The sequence below is a fragment of the Nocardioides koreensis genome, assembly GCF_039531775.1.
GTDB classification, from domain to species: Bacteria; Actinomycetota; Actinomycetes; order Propionibacteriales; family Nocardioidaceae; genus Nocardioides; species Nocardioides koreensis.
Map to the genome: position 1 here is coordinate 125363 of NZ_BAAAQR010000013.1, position 14690 is coordinate 140052.

Consider the following 14690-nt stretch of genomic DNA (forward strand, 5'->3'; position numbering starts at 1 on the left):
TCAGCGCACCGGGTGACCGGCCGCGGCCAGCGAGGCCTTCACGTCGGCGATCCGCAGCGTGCCGAAGTGGAACACCGTGGCCGCGAGCACCGCGTCCGCGCCGGCCTCCACCGCCGGCGGGAAGTGCTCCACGCGGCCGGCGCCGCCCGAGGCGATCACCGGGATGGTGACCTCACGTCGTACGGCGCGAATCAGGTCGAGGTCGAAGCCGTCCTGGGTGCCGTCGGCGTCCATGGCGTTGAGCAGGATCTCGCCGGCGCCGAGCCCGGTCGCCCGGGCCGCCCACTCGATCGCGTCGAGCCCGGCGGACTTCCGGCCACCGTGCGTCGTCACCTCGAAGCCCGACGGGGTGCCGGGCGCCCGGCGCGCGTCGACCGACAGGACCAGCACCTGGTTGCCGAAGCGGTCCGCGATCTCGGCGACCAGCTCGGGCCGCTTGATCGCCGCGGTGTTGACCGCCACCTTGTCGGCGCCCGCCCGCAGCAGCCGGTCGACGTCGTCGACGCTGGAGACTCCCCCACCGACGGTCAGCGGGATGAAGACCTGCTCGGCGGTCCGCGACACGATGTCCAACGTGGTCGCGCGGCCCTCGTGGGAGGCGGAGATGTCGAGGAAGGTCAGCTCGTCGGCGCCCTCGACGTCGTAGGTGCGGGCCAGCTCGACGGGGTCCCCGGCGTCACGGAGCTCCTTGAAGTTGATCCCCTTGACCACGCGCCCGGCGTCGACGTCGAGGCACGGGATGACCCGGACGGCCAGACTCATCGCTGCTCCGGCTTCGTCATCGCGAGGGCGTCCTCGAGGGTGAACCGGCCCTCGTAGAGCGCGGTGCCGATGATCGCGCCCTCGACCCCGTTGGCGACGAGGCCCTGGAGGGCCTCGAGGTCCGCGAGCTCGGTGATGCCGCCGGACGCGACGACCGGGCGGTCGGTGGCGGCGCAGACGTCCTCGAGGAGCTGCAGGTTCGGGCCCTGGAGCATCCCGTCCTTGTTGACGTCGGTGACGACGTAGCGGGCGCAGCCCTCGCCGTCGAGCCGGGCGAGCACCTCGTAGAGGTCGCCACCCTCGCGGGTCCAGCCGCGCGCGGCGAGGGTCCGGCCGCGGACGTCGAGGCCCACGGCGACCCGGTCGCCGTACTCCGCGATCGCCCGGGCGCACCACTCCGGCTGCTCGAGCGCCGCGGTGCCGATGTTCACGCGGCGGCAGCCGGTGGCCATCGCGGCCGCCAGCGACTCGTCGTCGCGGATGCCGCCGCTCATCTCGACCTGGATGTCCAGGGCGCCGACGATCTTCGCCTGCAGTTCGCGGTTGTGGCCGCGGCCGAAGGCGGCGTCGAGGTCGACGAGGTGGAGCCACTCGGCGCCCGCCTGCTGCCAGCGCAGCGCGGCCTCGATCGGGTCGCCGAACCGCTTCTCCGAGCCCGCGACGCCCTGGACCAGCTGGACGGCCTGTCCCCCGGCGATGTCGACGGCGGGCAGCAGCTCGAGATAGTCAGGCATGTCGCAAATCCTAGGTTCGAGGACGGGGACGGCCGGACCGGGTCTCACCGGCGGCGGAACAGCAGGGTGTGGATCACGGGCGCGACCAGCAGGCTGACCATCGCGGCCAGGATCCGCAGGCCCCACTCCGGGCGCACCACCCACACCAGCACGTTGAGCGCGAGCAGCAGGCAGACGGTGACGGTCAGCTCGCGACGCCGGCGCCGGGCCAGCAGCCCCGGCGTACGACGGGGCCGCGGCAGCCAGCCGGTCAGCGCCCGACGGCGCGCCAGGGCGCGTTGCCGGCGCTCCTCCTCACGGGCCCGGGCGGCGGCCCGGATCGCGGCCTCCCGCTCGCGCTCGGCGCGGCGGACCTGCCGTTCCTTGCTCACGCGACCGTCCGGACCCAGTTGCGCAGCAGCGCGGCGCCCGCGTCGCCGGACTTCTCCGGGTGGAACTGGGTGGCACTGAGCGGGCCGTTCTCGACCGCGGCCACGAACCGGTCACCACCGTGCTCGGCCCAGGTCACCAGCGGGGCGCGGGTGCGGTCGTTGGTCTCCAGCGTCCAGTCGCGCACGGCGTACGAGTGCACGAAGTAGAACCGCTCGTCCTCGATCCCCGAGAACAGCGTGGAGCCGGACTGCACCTCGACGGTGTTCCAGCCCATGTGCGGCACGACCGGTGCCTGGATCCGCTCCACGACGCCGGGCCACTCGTCACAGCCCGCGGTCTCGACACCGTGCTCGACACCGCGCTCGAAGAGCACCTGCATGCCCACGCAGATGCCCAGCACCGGCCGGCCACCCGCGAGGCGGCGGCCGATGATCCGGTCGCCCTTGATCGCGCGCAGGCCCGCCATGCAGGCCGCGAACGCGCCCACGCCGGGGACCACGAGCCCGTCGGCCCCCATCGCGGCGTCGAAGTCGCCGGTCAGCGTCACCTCCGCGCCGGCGCGCTCGACGGCGCGCACGGCGGAGCGGAGGTTTCCCGAGCCGTAGTCGAGGACGACGACCCGGGGGCTCAGAGCGTGCCCTTGGTGCTGGGCACCCCGGTCTCCCGCGGGTCCAGGGCCACCGCGTCGCGGAACGCCCGGGCGAACGCCTTGAACTGGGTCTCCACGAGGTGGTGCGGGTCGCGGCCGGCCAGCACCCGCACGTGCAGCGCGAGGTGGGCGTGGAACGCGATCGTCTCGAACACGTGGCGGGTCAGCGAGCCCTGGTACGCCGGGCCGGTGGCGCCGCCGATGGCGACGTAGGCCTGCGCGTCCGGCTCCCCGGTGTGCACGCAGTAGGGGCGGCCGGAGACGTCGACCACGGCCTGGACCAGCGCCTCGTCGAGCGGGACGGTCGCGTCACCGAAGCGGCGGATGCCCTTCTTGTCCCCGAGCGCCTCGCGCAGCGCCTGTCCGAGCACGATCGCGGTGTCCTCGACCGTGTGGTGGGCGTCGATGTGGGTGTCGCCCTCGGTCTGGACGGTCAGGTCGACCAGCGCGTGCCGCGCGAAGGCGGTGAGCATGTGGTCGTAGAAGCCGACGCCGGTCGAGATGTCGTGGCGCCCGGAGCCGTCGAGGTCGACCTCGACGAGCACCTTGGACTCGCTGGTCTGCCGCTCGATGCGGGCTGTCCTGCTCATGACTGACTCGCTTCCTGTGCCAGCACCTCGGTGAGTGCCTGCCTGAACGTTGCCATCTCCTCCGCGGTGCCGATCGACACGCGCAGCCACCCGTCGGGGCCGACCTCCCGGATCAGCACCCCCCGGTCGAGCAGCCGCTGCCAGACAGCATGCCGGTCGGCGAAGGTTCCGAACAGCGCGAAGTTGGCGTCGCTGTCGGCCACGGTCAGCCCCTGCCCGCGCAGCCAGGAGACCGTCGCGTCCCGCTCGGCGCGCAGCTCGTCGACCCGGCCGAGCAGCTCGGGCGCGTGGCGCAGGGCCGCGAGCGCGACCGCCTGGGTGACCGCGGAGAGGTGGTAGGGCAGGCGTACGACGCGGATCGCGTCGCAGATCTCCGGCGCGGCGGCGAGGTACCCGACCCGGGCCCCGGCCAGCGCGAAGGCCTTGCTCATGGTGCGGCTGACGACGAGGTTGCGGTGCTGCGGCAGCAGCTCGAGGGCGCTGGGCGTGCCGCTGCGCCGGAACTCGCCGTACGCCTCGTCGACGACGACGATGCCGCCCCGCTCGCTCTCGGCCGCGGTCTCGCAGAGCGTCGTGACCGCCTCCGGTGGCAGCGCGGTGCCGGTCGGGTTGTTCGGCGAGGGCAGCAGCACGACGCTCGGCTGCCGCTCCTTGATCAGGTCACGGGCGTGGTCGAGGTCGAGCGAGAAGTCGCCCTCGCGGTGCCCCTGGACCCACTCGGTCATCGTGTCGCGGGCGTACTCGGGATACATCGAGTACGTCGGTGCGAAGCTCAGCGCCACCCGGCCCGGCCCCCCGAAGGCCTGGAGCAGCTGGAGCATCACCTCGTTGGAGCCGTTGGCCGCCCACACCTGCGCGGCGTCGATGTCGTGGGGGGTGTCACGTGCGAGGTAGCCGGCCAGGGCGGCCCGGAGCTCGACGAACTCTCGGTCCGGGTACCGGTTCAGCGAGCCGGCCGCCTCGGCCACCGCCGTCGCGATGTCGGCCACGCACTCCGCCGAGGGCCCGTAGGGGTTCTCGTTGACGTTGAGCTGGACGGGGACGTCGAGCTGAGGGGCGCCGTACGGCTCGAGGCCCCGCAGCTCCTCGCGGAGCGGGGGCCACCCGGTGGGCGCGCTCGCGGCCTCGCTGGAGGTCATCGCCGGCCTCAGCTCTCGAACCGGACGCGCACGGCCGCGCCGTGGCCCGGCAGGTCCTCGGCCTCGGCGAGGGTGACGACGTGGCCGGCCACCTCGGCCAGCGCCTCGCGGGAGTAGTCGACGACGTGCACCGACTTGGTGAAGGCGCGCACCGACAGGCCCGAGGAGTGGCAGGCGCAGCCACCGGTGGGCAGGACGTGGTTGGAGCCGGCGCAGTAGTCGCCGAGCGAGACCGGCGCGTAGGAGCCCACGAAGATCGCCCCGGCGTTGCGCACCCGGGCGGCCCAGGCCGCGGCGTCCGCGGTCTGGATCTCGAGGTGCTCGGCGGCGTAGCCGTCGACGACCTCGAGACCCTGCTCGAGGTCGTCGACCAGCACGATGCCCGACTGACGGCCGGACAGGCTGGTACGGATCCGCTCGGTGTGCTTGGTGGCGTCGACCTGCCTGTCGAGCTCGGCCTCGACCTCGTCGGCCAGCCGCTCCGAGGGGGTGACCAGCACCGCCGCGGCGAGCGGGTCGTGCTCGGCCTGGCTCACCAGGTCGGCCGCGACGTGCGCCGGGTGCGCGGTGTCGTCGGCCAGGATCGCGATCTCGGTCGGGCCCGCCTCCGAGTCGATCCCGACCTGGCCCTTGAGCAGGCGCTTGGCCGTGACCGTGTAGATGTTGCCCGGCCCGGTGACCAGGTCCACCTTCCGGCAGGGCCCGACACCGAGGGCGAGCATGGCGATCGCCTGCGCGCCGCCCACGGCGTACACCTCGTCGATCCCGAGCAGCGCGCACGCCGCCAGGATCGTGGGGTGCGGCAGCCCGCCGAACTCCTTCTGCGGGGGGCTGGTCAGGGCGATCGAGGTGACGCCGGCGGTCTGCGCGGGGACGACGTTCATGACCACGCTCGACACCAGCGGCGCCAGCCCGCCCGGGACGTAGAGGCCGACCCGGTCGACCGGCACCTTGCGGTGGGTCACCACGGCGCCGGCGGCGAGCTCGGTGGTGACGTCGTGCTCCAGCTCGGCGGCGCAGGTGGCACGGAGCCGGCGCACCGACTCCTCCAGGCCCGCCCGGACGTCGGGGTCGAGCCGGTCGAGCGCGTCCCGGAGGGCGGCCTGCGGCACCCGGATGTCGTCGACGGCCACACCGTCGAAACGCTCGGAGAGCTCGCGGATCGCGTCCACGCCCCGGTCCCGCACGGCGTCGATGATCGGACGGACGGCATGCGTCGCGGCCTCGACGTCGAGCTCCGCGCGCGGCACGGCCGTGCGGTAGTTGACGGGAGCCGCGCCCTCGGCGGCGGCTCCACGCAGGTCGATCCGGCGAATCCGGAGGGTGGAACTTGTCGAGACCATGGGCCCGATTCTACGAGGGCGCCACGCCGCGGCCGAACCCGCGACGGTGGCTGGACCCTGCCCGCCGATGGCCTAGGTTGGCGGGTGTGAGCGCTCCCCTGCCGATGTTCCCGCTCAACGCGGTGCTCTTCCCCGGCGTGAGCGTGCCGCTGACGATCTTCGAGGACCGCTACCGGGCCCTGGTGCACCACCTGCTGCGCGTGACGGACCCGGCCGAGCGGCTGTTCGGGTCGGTGGGGATCCGCGAGGGCTACGAGGTCGGCGACCACGGGGCCCAGTCGCTCTACCGGGTCGGCTGCCGGGTCCAGCTCACCGAGGTCGAGCCGCACCCCGACGGCACGTTCGACATCGTGGCCGTGGGCCTCGAGAGGATCGAGCTGGAGCGGCTGGACACGACCGGCAACTTCCCCGTCGGCCACGTCGTCGACCGGCCCGAGCCCGCGGGGCTGGTGCCCGACGAGGTGCTCGAGCGTGCCCGCGCGACCTTCTCCGCCTACCGGATGGCCCTGACCGACATCCGCGACGATCCCTACACCGGCAGCCTGCCGAAGGACGCGTCGTACCTGTCCTGGACGCTGGCCGCGGTGGCCCCGCTGCCGATGCACGAGCGCCAGGCGCTGCTCGAGGCCCAGGACGCCACCGAGCGACTGGTCATGGTCACCGACCTGCTGCGCACCGAGCTCCGCGCGATGAACGTCATCCCCTCGCTCCCGGCCACCGAGGTCGCGCGCACCCGCTGGTCGCCGAACTGACCTCCCGATGGCGAAGAGGACTCCCGGCGGTACGCCGGCCACGGTCGCGCTGACCTGCGCCGGGATCGACTTCGCGCTGCACGCCTACGACCACGACCCCCGGGCCGACTCCTACGGCCTGGAGGCCGCCGATGCCCTCGGCCTGGACCCGGCCCGGGTGTTCAAGACGCTCATGGTCGAGGTCGACGGAGGGCTCGCGGTCGCCGTCGTCCCGGTTTCGGGCCAGCTCGACCTCAAGGCCCTGGCCCGCGCGCTGGGAGGCAGCAGGGCGGCCATGGCGGAGCGTGGCGCGGCCGAGCGGGTCACCGGGTACGTCGCCGGCGGCATCTCCCCGGTCGGCCAGAAGCGCCGTTCACCCACCGTCGTCGACGACTCCGCCGTGACCCACCCCACGATCTTCGTCTCGGCCGGCCGCCGCGGGCTGGACCTGGAGATCGCACCCGCCGACCTGGTCCGGATCACCGGGGCGGTCACCGCGCCGGTCGGACGCCGCTGACATCTCCTCAGGTCGTGCCGGCAGGCTCCAGCGCCCGGCGTCGGAGCCTGCGCCCCGGGCCACGACCTGGCCGGCTGGGGATCCTGGCGGTCGTGCGCCGGCCCGGCCGAGTTCCGAACGGAGGCAGTTGAACCCCGCGTCACGGGTGCCAGGCGGGGATCGGCGCGGGCTCGAGGTGAACTGCCCGGCGTTCGTGAACAAGACGTCGGGCGGGCCGGCCCCGGCTACTCACCTCAGGGCGTGCCGGCAGGCTCCAGCGCCCGGTGACCGGGTGGTGGAGCCTGCCGGACTCGGTGCTTGCTCAGTTGGGGTGGATCTCGAGGGTGCCGAGTGGGGTGACCAGGTAGCTGCGGCCGTGGGGGCCGTGCCATTCGTAGCTGCCGTCGGGTCTGCGTCGGTAGCGCCAGCGGCCGCTGGTCTTGCAGCGGTGATGTCGCCGGCACAGGCAGGCCAGGTTGTGCGGGTTGGTCTGCCCGGGTGGCCCGCCCTCGTCGATCGGGACGTAGGGCTCGATGTGGTCGAGGTCGGTGTGGCGGGCGTCGACGGCGCACCAGGGGAAGACGCAGTGGCCGTCGCGGAGGATGACGATCTCGCGGATCTCCTCGGTCGGGTCGTGCCCGTCCACGGCGGGGCAGCGATTCAGGTCGAGCACGGGCCGGATGACGACGTCCTCGGAACGGTTCAGCCAGTCGCGGATCTTGGCCAGGGTGGCGGGGCCGAGCTTCTCGACCCCGCCGACCGCGGCATCCCCCTCAGGAGAGCCGTTGAGGTGCAGCAGGTCGGTGAGGGAGGCGTGGACGTGGAGGATGGTCTGCCGCCGGCGCACCGGGACGACCGCCGGCGACCGGTCACTGTCGTCGCCGGTGAGCGAGCCGAGGTCGAGGGTGGCCTGCTGGGCGGCGATCACGCCGAGGGCTTTGGCCTTTCGGATCTCCAGGTCGTCGGTGTCGCCGAGGGCCTTGAGGGCGGCGGCCTGGTCGCAGACCAGGTCGTGGAACGCGGTCAGGTCCAGGGTGTCGCCGGCCACGTCGAGGTAGCTGGTGCCGTCGACGTCGCCGGGGGCGGGGTGGCGCAGCGTGACGTGCCAGCCCTTCTTGCCGGTCTTCTCGCGCTGCTCGAGCAGCTCGGGATGGTACTTGGCGATCGCCATCGCCACCGCGGTCTGGATCGCGGCGAACCCGCACGAGGCCAGCCTCGGGGCGAGCTGCTCGTCCACGTACCCGGCGGCGGCCTGGGAGAGGGGATGGGTGGCCTGGGCGACCTGGCGGGCCTTCCACGGATCCACCCTCAGGTCTTCGACGAGCCGCCAGATCCGCGGCAGCCGGTGCTGGAGGTCGAGGGCGTCGGCGATCAGCCTCATCCCGGTCATCGTGGAGACCCCGAGCGCGGCGGCGACCGGCTCGGGCGCGAACGCGGACACCGCGGGGGTGCCCTCCCCACCCAGGGACTCATCCTGATTGAGCACGCCCGGGAGGGAGTCGCCGGCCCAGGTGGCCACGCCGGTGTCGGTGGTGGCGGGGTGCCGCACGCACCACTGCGCGGCCAGCCGGAGCTTGGATCGCTCGGCGACCCGGGCGGCGTACTTGGCGTCGTCGAGCAGGGCGAGGAGCCAGTCGGGGTCGAGGTCCTCGACCATCACCGGCTGTCCCATCGCGTCCACCTCGAGCATGGATCAATCCAAGCATCGGGAACCGACAGTGCGGCCCCGAAAACCGCGTGGTTGAGCGGGTCTGGGGAAACCGGAAAGTAAAACTTCTCGGACCCGGGTGGTGGCGTGGTCTCGACAAGCTCGACCACCGGGGGGCCGACCGGGGTGGCGTGGTCTCGACAAGCCCGACCACCGAGCAATGCCCGACCACCGAGCAATGCTCGACCACCGGGGCCGAAATCCAGCAAGGCGGTGACCTCACGGTCACCGCCTTGCCAAGGCCCGATCGGGTCAGTTCGTGGTCAGCCGGACCACCGCGTGCGCGGCGTCGTCCTCCTGCCAGAGGCTGATGCCGAAGCCCTCGAGCGGCTCGAGGTTGTCGACGGCCTCCTGGTCGTCCTGCGCCAGGTTCGTGAGCCAGTCGCCGGCGTCGAAGTTGACGTAGACGAGCGCGCTCGACTTGTCGGCCTCCCGCACGACGTCCTGGAAGACGTTGGAGCCGCCGAGGTTGCCGTCATCGAGGACCTGGGAGCGGTAGCCGGGGTTGGGGCCGATCGCGAGCATGGCACCGTCGGAGTCGGTCTCGAGCGTGCTCGCGTCCTCCGTGCTCATGTCGGCGCGCAGCTTGTCGAGCACCCCCGTCATGGCGTCCGGGTCGCCCTTGAGCTTGCCGGCGATCGGGAAGCCGCTGGCGTCGCCGGAGTTGAAGAACGTCTCGATGTCGAAGTCGCTGCCGAGCGACAGCGCCATCGAGTCCCCCATCAGCGTCTCGGCGTCGTCCGGAAGGTCGAGACCCGACTCCTGGGCCATGTCGTCCATCAGCTGCGAGGCGCTCTGCTCCCCGTCGTACGACGCCACCTGCTCGACGAAGTCGGTGAACCAGCCGTCCTGGAAGCCGACGCCGATGGCGGCGGCGGTGTCCGCGGGCAGGGTCGCGACCACGTCGTCGCCCCCCTCGGTGCCGTAGAGCCCGGTCCGGCTGACACCCGGGTCACCGGCCATCTCGAGCTCCAGCGCACCGTCGTCGAAGCGGACGGTCGCGGCCGCGCCCTGGAACTCCTCGAGCGCGTCGACCATCTCACTCGGCATGGGGTTGTTGCTCTCGTAGGTCTCGGTGTCGCTGCAGAACGGGTCGGCCATGGTGCCGTCCGAGTTCGTTGCGCACGAGGCAGCCGAGCCGGACCCACCGAACATCCCGGTGAGGTCGGCGAGGTTCTTCGCGAGGTACTTGCCCGCTGCGGGCGCGGCGTACAGGTTGACGACGCCGGGGTCTCCGACCTCGTCGGTCCACTTCTGGAAGTCGTCGTCGTCACTGAGCGAGGACTCCGCGGCGTCGTCGGCCACCTGCTTGGCGATCGCGTCGGTCTCGGCGATCACCACCCAGTCGCCGTCGATCGCCCAGCCGCCGGTGGTGTCGCTGCCACCGTCGGTGGTGCCGGGCTCGCTCGCCTGACCGCAGTCGCGGAGCTTGGCCAGGCCGGCGTCGGCCTTGTCCTCGTCCTTGACCTGGACCACGACGACCGGGCTCGGCTGGTCCTCGCCCGTGTCGACGGCCGCCACGGCGGCCCTGTCGCCCAGCCACGGCTCGATGTCGTCGCCGTAGTCGAGGTCCGCGCAGTCGCCGCTCTTCTGGATCTCCTCGAAGAGGCGCTTGCGGATGTCGTCCTGGGCGTCGAGACCGATCTGGTCCTTGATCGCCGGGAACTTGTTCAGCATCCTCACGGCCTCGATCTTCTGAGCGCCGCTGGGGTCGAGGTCGATCGACATGTAACCGAGGGTCGAGTCGGGCAGGGCCTGCGCAGGCTGTGCCCCCGTGGAGAAGTACCAGGTGGCGGCCCACACGCCGCCGCCGACGACCAGGAGCCCGGCGATGACGCCGCTGGCGATCAGGGCCGGCTTGCGGCCGCCGGAGCGGCGGGGTTCGGAGGCCCGCGGGAGCGGCGCCCCGCCTCCCTGCTCGAGGTACTCGGGACCCTGCGAGCCGCCGGGCGGGAAGTTGCTGGACACGGATACCCCCTGTTGTACGACGGGCTGCTGCGCCCGCGCGGTGTGCCTACCGGCGGTGAGCCTACCGCCAGCGGGCCCCGCTCAGGGCCGAGTTGCGCGGTGTCGCGAGAGCCCCAGGAAGATCACGGTCAGCCCGATCAGGGCCCCGCCCGGGAAGGCTCGCAGCGTGCTGTCGCCGGAGACGACGAGCTTGCCGGGGATCTCGGTCAGGTCCTTCGCCGAGGCAGCCAGGGGGTGCGGGTCGGGCGGCCCGAGGGCCGTGCCGACGCGGTGCATCAGCCAGCCGGCCAGCAGCGACCCGCCCAGCACCGCGACCAGCGTGACGAGCTCGGACCGGCGCACGAGCAGGGCCACACCCGCGCCGACGACGAACCCGGCGACCACCGCGACGAGCACGTAGGTCCCGGTGCCGGAGAAGTTGGCGCGCAGCCCGCCCTCGTCCTGGATCCACTGGTGGTGGACGGCCAACCCCACGGGAGGCGTCCACAGCCACTCCCACACCACGCCCGCGAGGACCCCCGCGACGGCGAACACCGCCACGATGCCGGCCGCCTGGACGGCGTACGGCAGCAGCAGCCGCCACCCGCCACGCGGTTCCTCGGCGCGCGGGGAGGGCGCCGGTGGGGCGATCAGTTGCTCAGGCATCCAGGTCCCAGGAGGTGCTTCAGGTCGGCGAAGAGCGCGGAGCTCGGGGTGACCCGGAGCCTATCGTCGAGGCGCATGACGGTCGTCGAGGCGCGGGTCATCAGGCGCAGCTGGACCTCGGTCATGCCCGGGTGGGAGCCGAGCACGTCACGCAGCTGCTCCACCACCGGCGCCGTGCACCGGGTGGAGGGCAGGCTGATCACGACGGGCCCGGACGGTCCCTCGGAGAGGTCGGGCATGCTGACCTCCTGCCCCATGATCTCGGGCTGGTCCTTGCTGCGCGAGAGCCTGCCCTTGACGGTGAGGATCGCGTCCTCCGCCACCATGTGGCCCGAGAGCTGCCAGGCGCTCGGAAACAGCAGCACGTCGATGGCGCCGTCGAGGTCCTCGAGCGTCACCATCGCCCAGGCGTCGCCGCGCTTGGTCACCTTCCGCTGGACCGAGGTCACCAGGCCGCTGATCGTGATCGGCGAGCCGTCGGCGCGCTCCTCGTCGAGCATCAGCTGGCCGATGGTGCAGTCGGTGCCGGTGGAGAGCACGTGCTCGAGGCCGAGCAGCGGGTGGTCGGAGACGTAGAGCCCGAGCATCTCCCGCTCGTGGCCCAGCAGCGTCATCTTGTCCCACTCGTCGATCTCGGGGATCGTCACCGAGATGCCGAAGCCGCCGCCCGCGTCCTCGTCGAGGCCGCCGAACAGCGAGTCCTGACCGATTGCCTCGTTGCGCTTGATGTCGACGTACTGGTCGACCGCCGTCTCGTGGATCGCCACCAGGGCACGCCGCTTGTGCTTCATGTCGTCGAAGGCGCCGGCCTTGACCAGCGACTCGATGACCCGCTTGTTGCAGACGTGGGCGGGGACCTTCTCCATGAAGTCGTTGAAGTCGACGTAGCGGCCCTTCTCCTCGCGGGCGGCCACGATGCCGTCCACGACGTTGCCGCCGACGTTGCGGACCGCGGTGAGGCCGAAGCGGATGTCGTTGCCGACCGGGGTGAAGTTGGACGCCGACTCGTTGACGTCGGGCGGGAGCACCTGGATCTTCATCCGGCGGCACTCGTTGAGGTAGATCGCCATCTTGTCCTTGTCGTCCTTGACGGACGTCAGCAGCGCGGCCATGTACTCCGGCGCGTAGTGCTGCTTGAGGTAGGCGGTCCAGTAGGAGATGAGGCCGTACGCCGCGGTGTGCGCCTTGTTGAAGGCGTAGTCGGAGAACGGCACCAGGACGTCCCACAACGCCTGGACCGCCGCCGGCGAGTAGCCGTTGGCCTTCATGCCGTCGGAGAAGGGGACGTACTCGGCGTCGAGCACCTCCTTCTTCTTCTTGCCCATCGCGCGGCGCAGCAGGTCCGCCTGGCCCAGCGTGTAGCCGGCCAGCTTCTGCGCGACCGCCATCACCTGCTCCTGGTAGACGATCAGGCCGTACGTCGTGCCGAGGATCTCCTTGAGGGGCTCCTCGAGCTCGGGGTGGATCGGCGTGATCTCCTGCCGGCCGTTCTTGCGCAGCGCGTAGTTGGTGTGCGAGTCGACGCCCATCGGACCCGGCCGGTAGAGCGCCAGCACGGCCGAGATGTCCTCGAAGTTGTCGGGGCGCATCAGGCGCAGCAGGCCGCGCATCGGGCCGCCGTCGAGCTGGAAGACCCCGAGCGTGTTGCCGGTGCCGAGCAGGCGGTAGGAGTCCTGGTCGTCCAGCGTGAGGTCCTCGAGGACCAGGTCGAAGTCCCGGTTGGCCTTGATGTTCTTGACCGCGTCGTCGAGGACCGTGAGGTTGCGCAGCCCCAGGAAGTCCATCTTGATCAGGCCGAGGTTCTCGCAGGTCGGGTAGTCGAACTGCGTGATCATCGCGCCGTCGGAGGGCCGCTTCAGCAGCGGGATGACGTCGACCAGGGGCTCGCTCGACATGATGACGCCGGCCGCGTGCACGCCCCACTGGCGCTTGAGGCCCTCGATGCCGATCGCCGTGTCGACGACCCGCTTCACGTCGTTGTCGCCGTCGTAGAGCGACCGGAACTCGCCGCCCTCGCCGTACCGCTTGTGGTTGCTGTCGAAGATGTCCTGGAGCGGGACGTCCTTGCCCATCACCGCGGCCGGCATGGCCTTGGTGATCCGGTCCCCCATCGCGAACGGGTAGCCGAGGATCCGGCTGGAGTCCTTCACGGCCTGCTTGGCCTTGATGGTGCCGTAGGTGACGATGTAGGAGACCCGGTCGTCGCCGTACTTCTCGGTGACGTACTTGATGACCTCACCGCGCCGGCGCTCGTCGAAGTCGATGTCGAAGTCGGGCATCGAGACGCGGTCGGGGTTGAGGAAGCGCTCGAAGATCAGTCCGTGCTCGAGCGGGTCGAGGTCGGTGATCCGCATCGCGTAGGCGACCATCGAGCCCGCACCGGAGCCGCGGCCGGGTCCGACGCGGATGCCGTTGTCCTTGGCCCAGTTGATGAAGTCGGCGACCACGAGGAAGTAGCCCGGGAAGCCCATCTGGGTGATGACGCCGAGCTCGAACTCGGCCTGCTTGCGGACGTGGTCGGGGATGCCGCCGGGGTAGCGGAACTGCAGCCCCTTCTCGACCTCCTTGACCAGCCAGGAGTCCTCGTTCTCCCCCGCCGGGCAGGGGAACTTGGGCATGTACTTGCCGACGGCCTCGGAGAACTGGACGTCGCAGCGCTCGGCGATGAGCAGGGTGTTGTCGCAGGCCTCGCGCAGGTTGTACTTGTCCGCCCACAGCGCGCGCATCTCCTGCGCGGACTTGATGTAGTAGCCGTCACCGCTGAACGCGAAACGCTGCCCCGGCCCGTCGCCGGCGGGGATGTCCATGGTGCTGCCGGAGTTGATGCAGAGCAGGTGCTCCTGGGACTTGGCGTCCTCCCGGTTGACGTAGTGGGAGTCGTTGGTCGCCAGCAGCGGGATCTGGAGGTCCTGGGCGAGGCGGAGCAGGCCGTCGCGGACGCGGTTCTCGATGTCGAGCCCGTGGTCCATCAGCTCGAGGAAGTAGTTCTCCCGGCCGAGGATGTCCTGGAAGTCGCCGGCGGCCTTGCGGGCGGCGTCGTAGTTGCCGTAGCGCAGGTGGACCTGCACCTCGCCGGACGGGCACCCGGTGGTCCCGATGATGCCCTTGCTGTGCTGCGCGAGCAGCTCGCGGTCCATGCGCGGGTGCTTGAAGAAGCCGTCGCGCCAGGCGCCGGTCGAGAGCCGGAACAGGTTGTGCATGCCCTCGGTGCTCTCCGAGAGCAGGGTCATGTGCGTGTAGGCACCGCGCGCGGAGACGTCGTCGGAGCCGCCGTCGTAGAAGTTGACGCCCTTGCGCTCGAACCGGGAGATGTTGGGCGCGAAGTAGGCCTCGATCCCGATGATCGGCTTGACCCCGGCCGCCTTGGCCTTCTTGTAGAACTCATAGGCCCCGAACACGTTGCCGTGGTCGGTCATCGCCACCGCCGGCATCCCGAGCTCGGCGGCGCGCTCGGTCAGCGCTCCCAGCCGCGCCGCACCGTCGAGCATGGAGTACTCGGTGTGGACGTGGAGGTGGACGAAGGAGTCCTGTGAACCTGTCGCCATCGTCGCGG

At 71.5% G+C, this 14690-nt stretch carries 13 protein-coding genes; 2 read left to right on the forward strand and 11 right to left on the reverse strand.

Translation table 11 applies throughout. From position 1 onward, the window contains the following. From hisF to hisD, 7 genes are read right to left on the reverse strand one after another with little or no spacing between them, the layout of a single operon-like run. Positions 1 to 762, reverse strand: a complete 762-nt coding sequence (hisF, locus tag ABD268_RS18760) for an imidazole glycerol phosphate synthase subunit HisF (protein WP_344155925.1) — start codon at positions 760 to 762, stop codon at positions 1 to 3. Then, positions 759 to 1496: a bifunctional 1-(5-phosphoribosyl)-5-((5-phosphoribosylamino)methylideneamino)imidazole-4-carboxamide isomerase/phosphoribosylanthranilate isomerase PriA gene (priA, locus tag ABD268_RS18765; RefSeq protein WP_344155928.1), complete on the reverse strand. Its 738-nt coding sequence runs from the start codon at positions 1494 to 1496 to the stop codon at positions 759 to 761. Before priA ends, hisF begins: the two co-directional genes overlap by 4 nt. Positions 1497 to 1540: 44 nt before the next feature. Continuing rightward, complete coding sequence (locus ABD268_RS18770) at positions 1541 to 1867, reverse strand: hypothetical protein (RefSeq protein ID WP_344155931.1); 327 nt, start codon at positions 1865 to 1867, stop codon at positions 1541 to 1543. Continuing rightward, complete coding sequence (gene hisH, locus ABD268_RS18775) at positions 1864 to 2499, reverse strand: imidazole glycerol phosphate synthase subunit HisH (RefSeq protein ID WP_344156042.1); 636 nt, start codon at positions 2497 to 2499, stop codon at positions 1864 to 1866. The genes ABD268_RS18770 and hisH overlap by 4 nt, the downstream gene beginning before the upstream one ends. After that, positions 2496 to 3107 carry an imidazoleglycerol-phosphate dehydratase HisB gene (gene hisB, locus ABD268_RS18780; protein WP_344155934.1) on the reverse strand — a complete coding sequence of 204 codons (612 nt, stop codon included), beginning with the start codon at positions 3105 to 3107 and terminating at the stop codon, positions 2496 to 2498. The genes hisH and hisB overlap by 4 nt, the downstream gene beginning before the upstream one ends. Further along, a complete protein-coding gene (locus ABD268_RS18785; RefSeq protein ID WP_344155937.1) occupies positions 3104 to 4246 on the reverse strand; it encodes a histidinol-phosphate transaminase in 1143 nt (380 codons plus the stop codon). The genes hisB and ABD268_RS18785 overlap by 4 nt, the downstream gene beginning before the upstream one ends. An 8-nt stretch (positions 4247 to 4254) precedes the next feature. Beyond that, complete coding sequence (gene hisD / locus ABD268_RS18790) at positions 4255 to 5589, reverse strand: histidinol dehydrogenase (RefSeq protein ID WP_344155940.1); 1335 nt, start codon at positions 5587 to 5589, stop codon at positions 4255 to 4257. A gap of 86 nt (positions 5590 to 5675) precedes the next feature. On the opposite strand from hisD, the gene ABD268_RS18795 reads away from it, so the two are divergent. Together ABD268_RS18795 and ybaK are read left to right on the forward strand one after the other, a co-directional pair. Further along, on the forward strand, positions 5676 to 6341 hold the full coding sequence (locus tag ABD268_RS18795; RefSeq protein WP_344155942.1) for an LON peptidase substrate-binding domain-containing protein: 666 nt from the start codon (positions 5676 to 5678) through the stop codon (positions 6339 to 6341). Positions 6342 to 6348: 7 nt separating this feature from the next. After that, positions 6349 to 6837 carry a Cys-tRNA(Pro) deacylase gene (ybaK, locus tag ABD268_RS18800; RefSeq protein ID WP_344155945.1) on the forward strand — a complete coding sequence of 163 codons (489 nt, stop codon included), beginning with the start codon at positions 6349 to 6351 and terminating at the stop codon, positions 6835 to 6837. A 301-nt stretch (positions 6838 to 7138) separates the two neighbouring features. Here the strand turns inward: ybaK and ABD268_RS18805 are convergent, their stop codons facing one another. From ABD268_RS18805 to dnaE, 4 genes are all read right to left on the reverse strand, one after another. Beyond that, the gene (locus ABD268_RS18805) at positions 7139 to 8506 is read right to left on the reverse strand and encodes an HNH endonuclease signature motif containing protein (protein ID WP_344155948.1); all 1368 of its coding nucleotides are present in this window, start codon (positions 8504 to 8506) and stop codon (positions 7139 to 7141) included. A gap of 270 nt (positions 8507 to 8776) precedes the next feature. Then, positions 8777 to 10492 (reverse strand): DUF3352 domain-containing protein, encoded by a 1716-nt coding sequence (locus ABD268_RS18810; protein ID WP_344155951.1) that lies wholly within the window; start codon positions 10490 to 10492, stop codon positions 8777 to 8779. A gap of 81 nt (positions 10493 to 10573) precedes the next feature. Continuing rightward, entirely contained in the window at positions 10574 to 11137 is a 564-nt protein-coding gene (locus ABD268_RS18815) for a hypothetical protein (RefSeq protein WP_344155954.1), read from the reverse strand. After that, entirely contained in the window at positions 11122 to 14682 is a 3561-nt protein-coding gene (gene dnaE / locus ABD268_RS18820; protein WP_344155957.1) for a DNA polymerase III subunit alpha, read from the reverse strand. Before dnaE ends, ABD268_RS18815 begins: the two co-directional genes overlap by 16 nt. Positions 14683 to 14690 lie beyond the last annotated feature (8 nt).

Bases quoted from the DNA above. Each gene is read 5' to 3' on its own strand.
- hisF (WP_344155925.1), bottom strand. From the start codon at position 762: ATGAGTCTGGCCGTCCGGGTCATCCCGTGCCTCGACGTCGACGCCGGG.
- priA (WP_344155928.1), bottom strand. From the start codon at position 1,496: ATGCCTGACTATCTCGAGCTGCTGCCCGCCGTCGACATCGCCGGGGGA.
- hisB (WP_344155934.1), bottom strand. From the start codon at position 3,107: ATGAGCAGGACAGCCCGCATCGAGCGGCAGACCAGCGAGTCCAAGGTG.
- ABD268_RS18785 (WP_344155937.1), bottom strand. From the start codon at position 4,246: ATGACCTCCAGCGAGGCCGCGAGCGCGCCCACCGGGTGGCCCCCGCTC.
- hisD (WP_344155940.1), bottom strand. From the start codon at position 5,589: ATGGTCTCGACAAGTTCCACCCTCCGGATTCGCCGGATCGACCTGCGT.
- ybaK (WP_344155945.1), top strand. From the start codon at position 6,349: ATGGCGAAGAGGACTCCCGGCGGTACGCCGGCCACGGTCGCGCTGACC.
- ABD268_RS18805 (WP_344155948.1), bottom strand. From the start codon at position 8,506: ATGCTCGAGGTGGACGCGATGGGACAGCCGGTGATGGTCGAGGACCTC.
- ABD268_RS18815 (WP_344155954.1), bottom strand. From the start codon at position 11,137: ATGCCTGAGCAACTGATCGCCCCACCGGCGCCCTCCCCGCGCGCCGAG.
- dnaE (WP_344155957.1), bottom strand. From the start codon at position 14,682: ATGGCGACAGGTTCACAGGACTCCTTCGTCCACCTCCACGTCCACACC.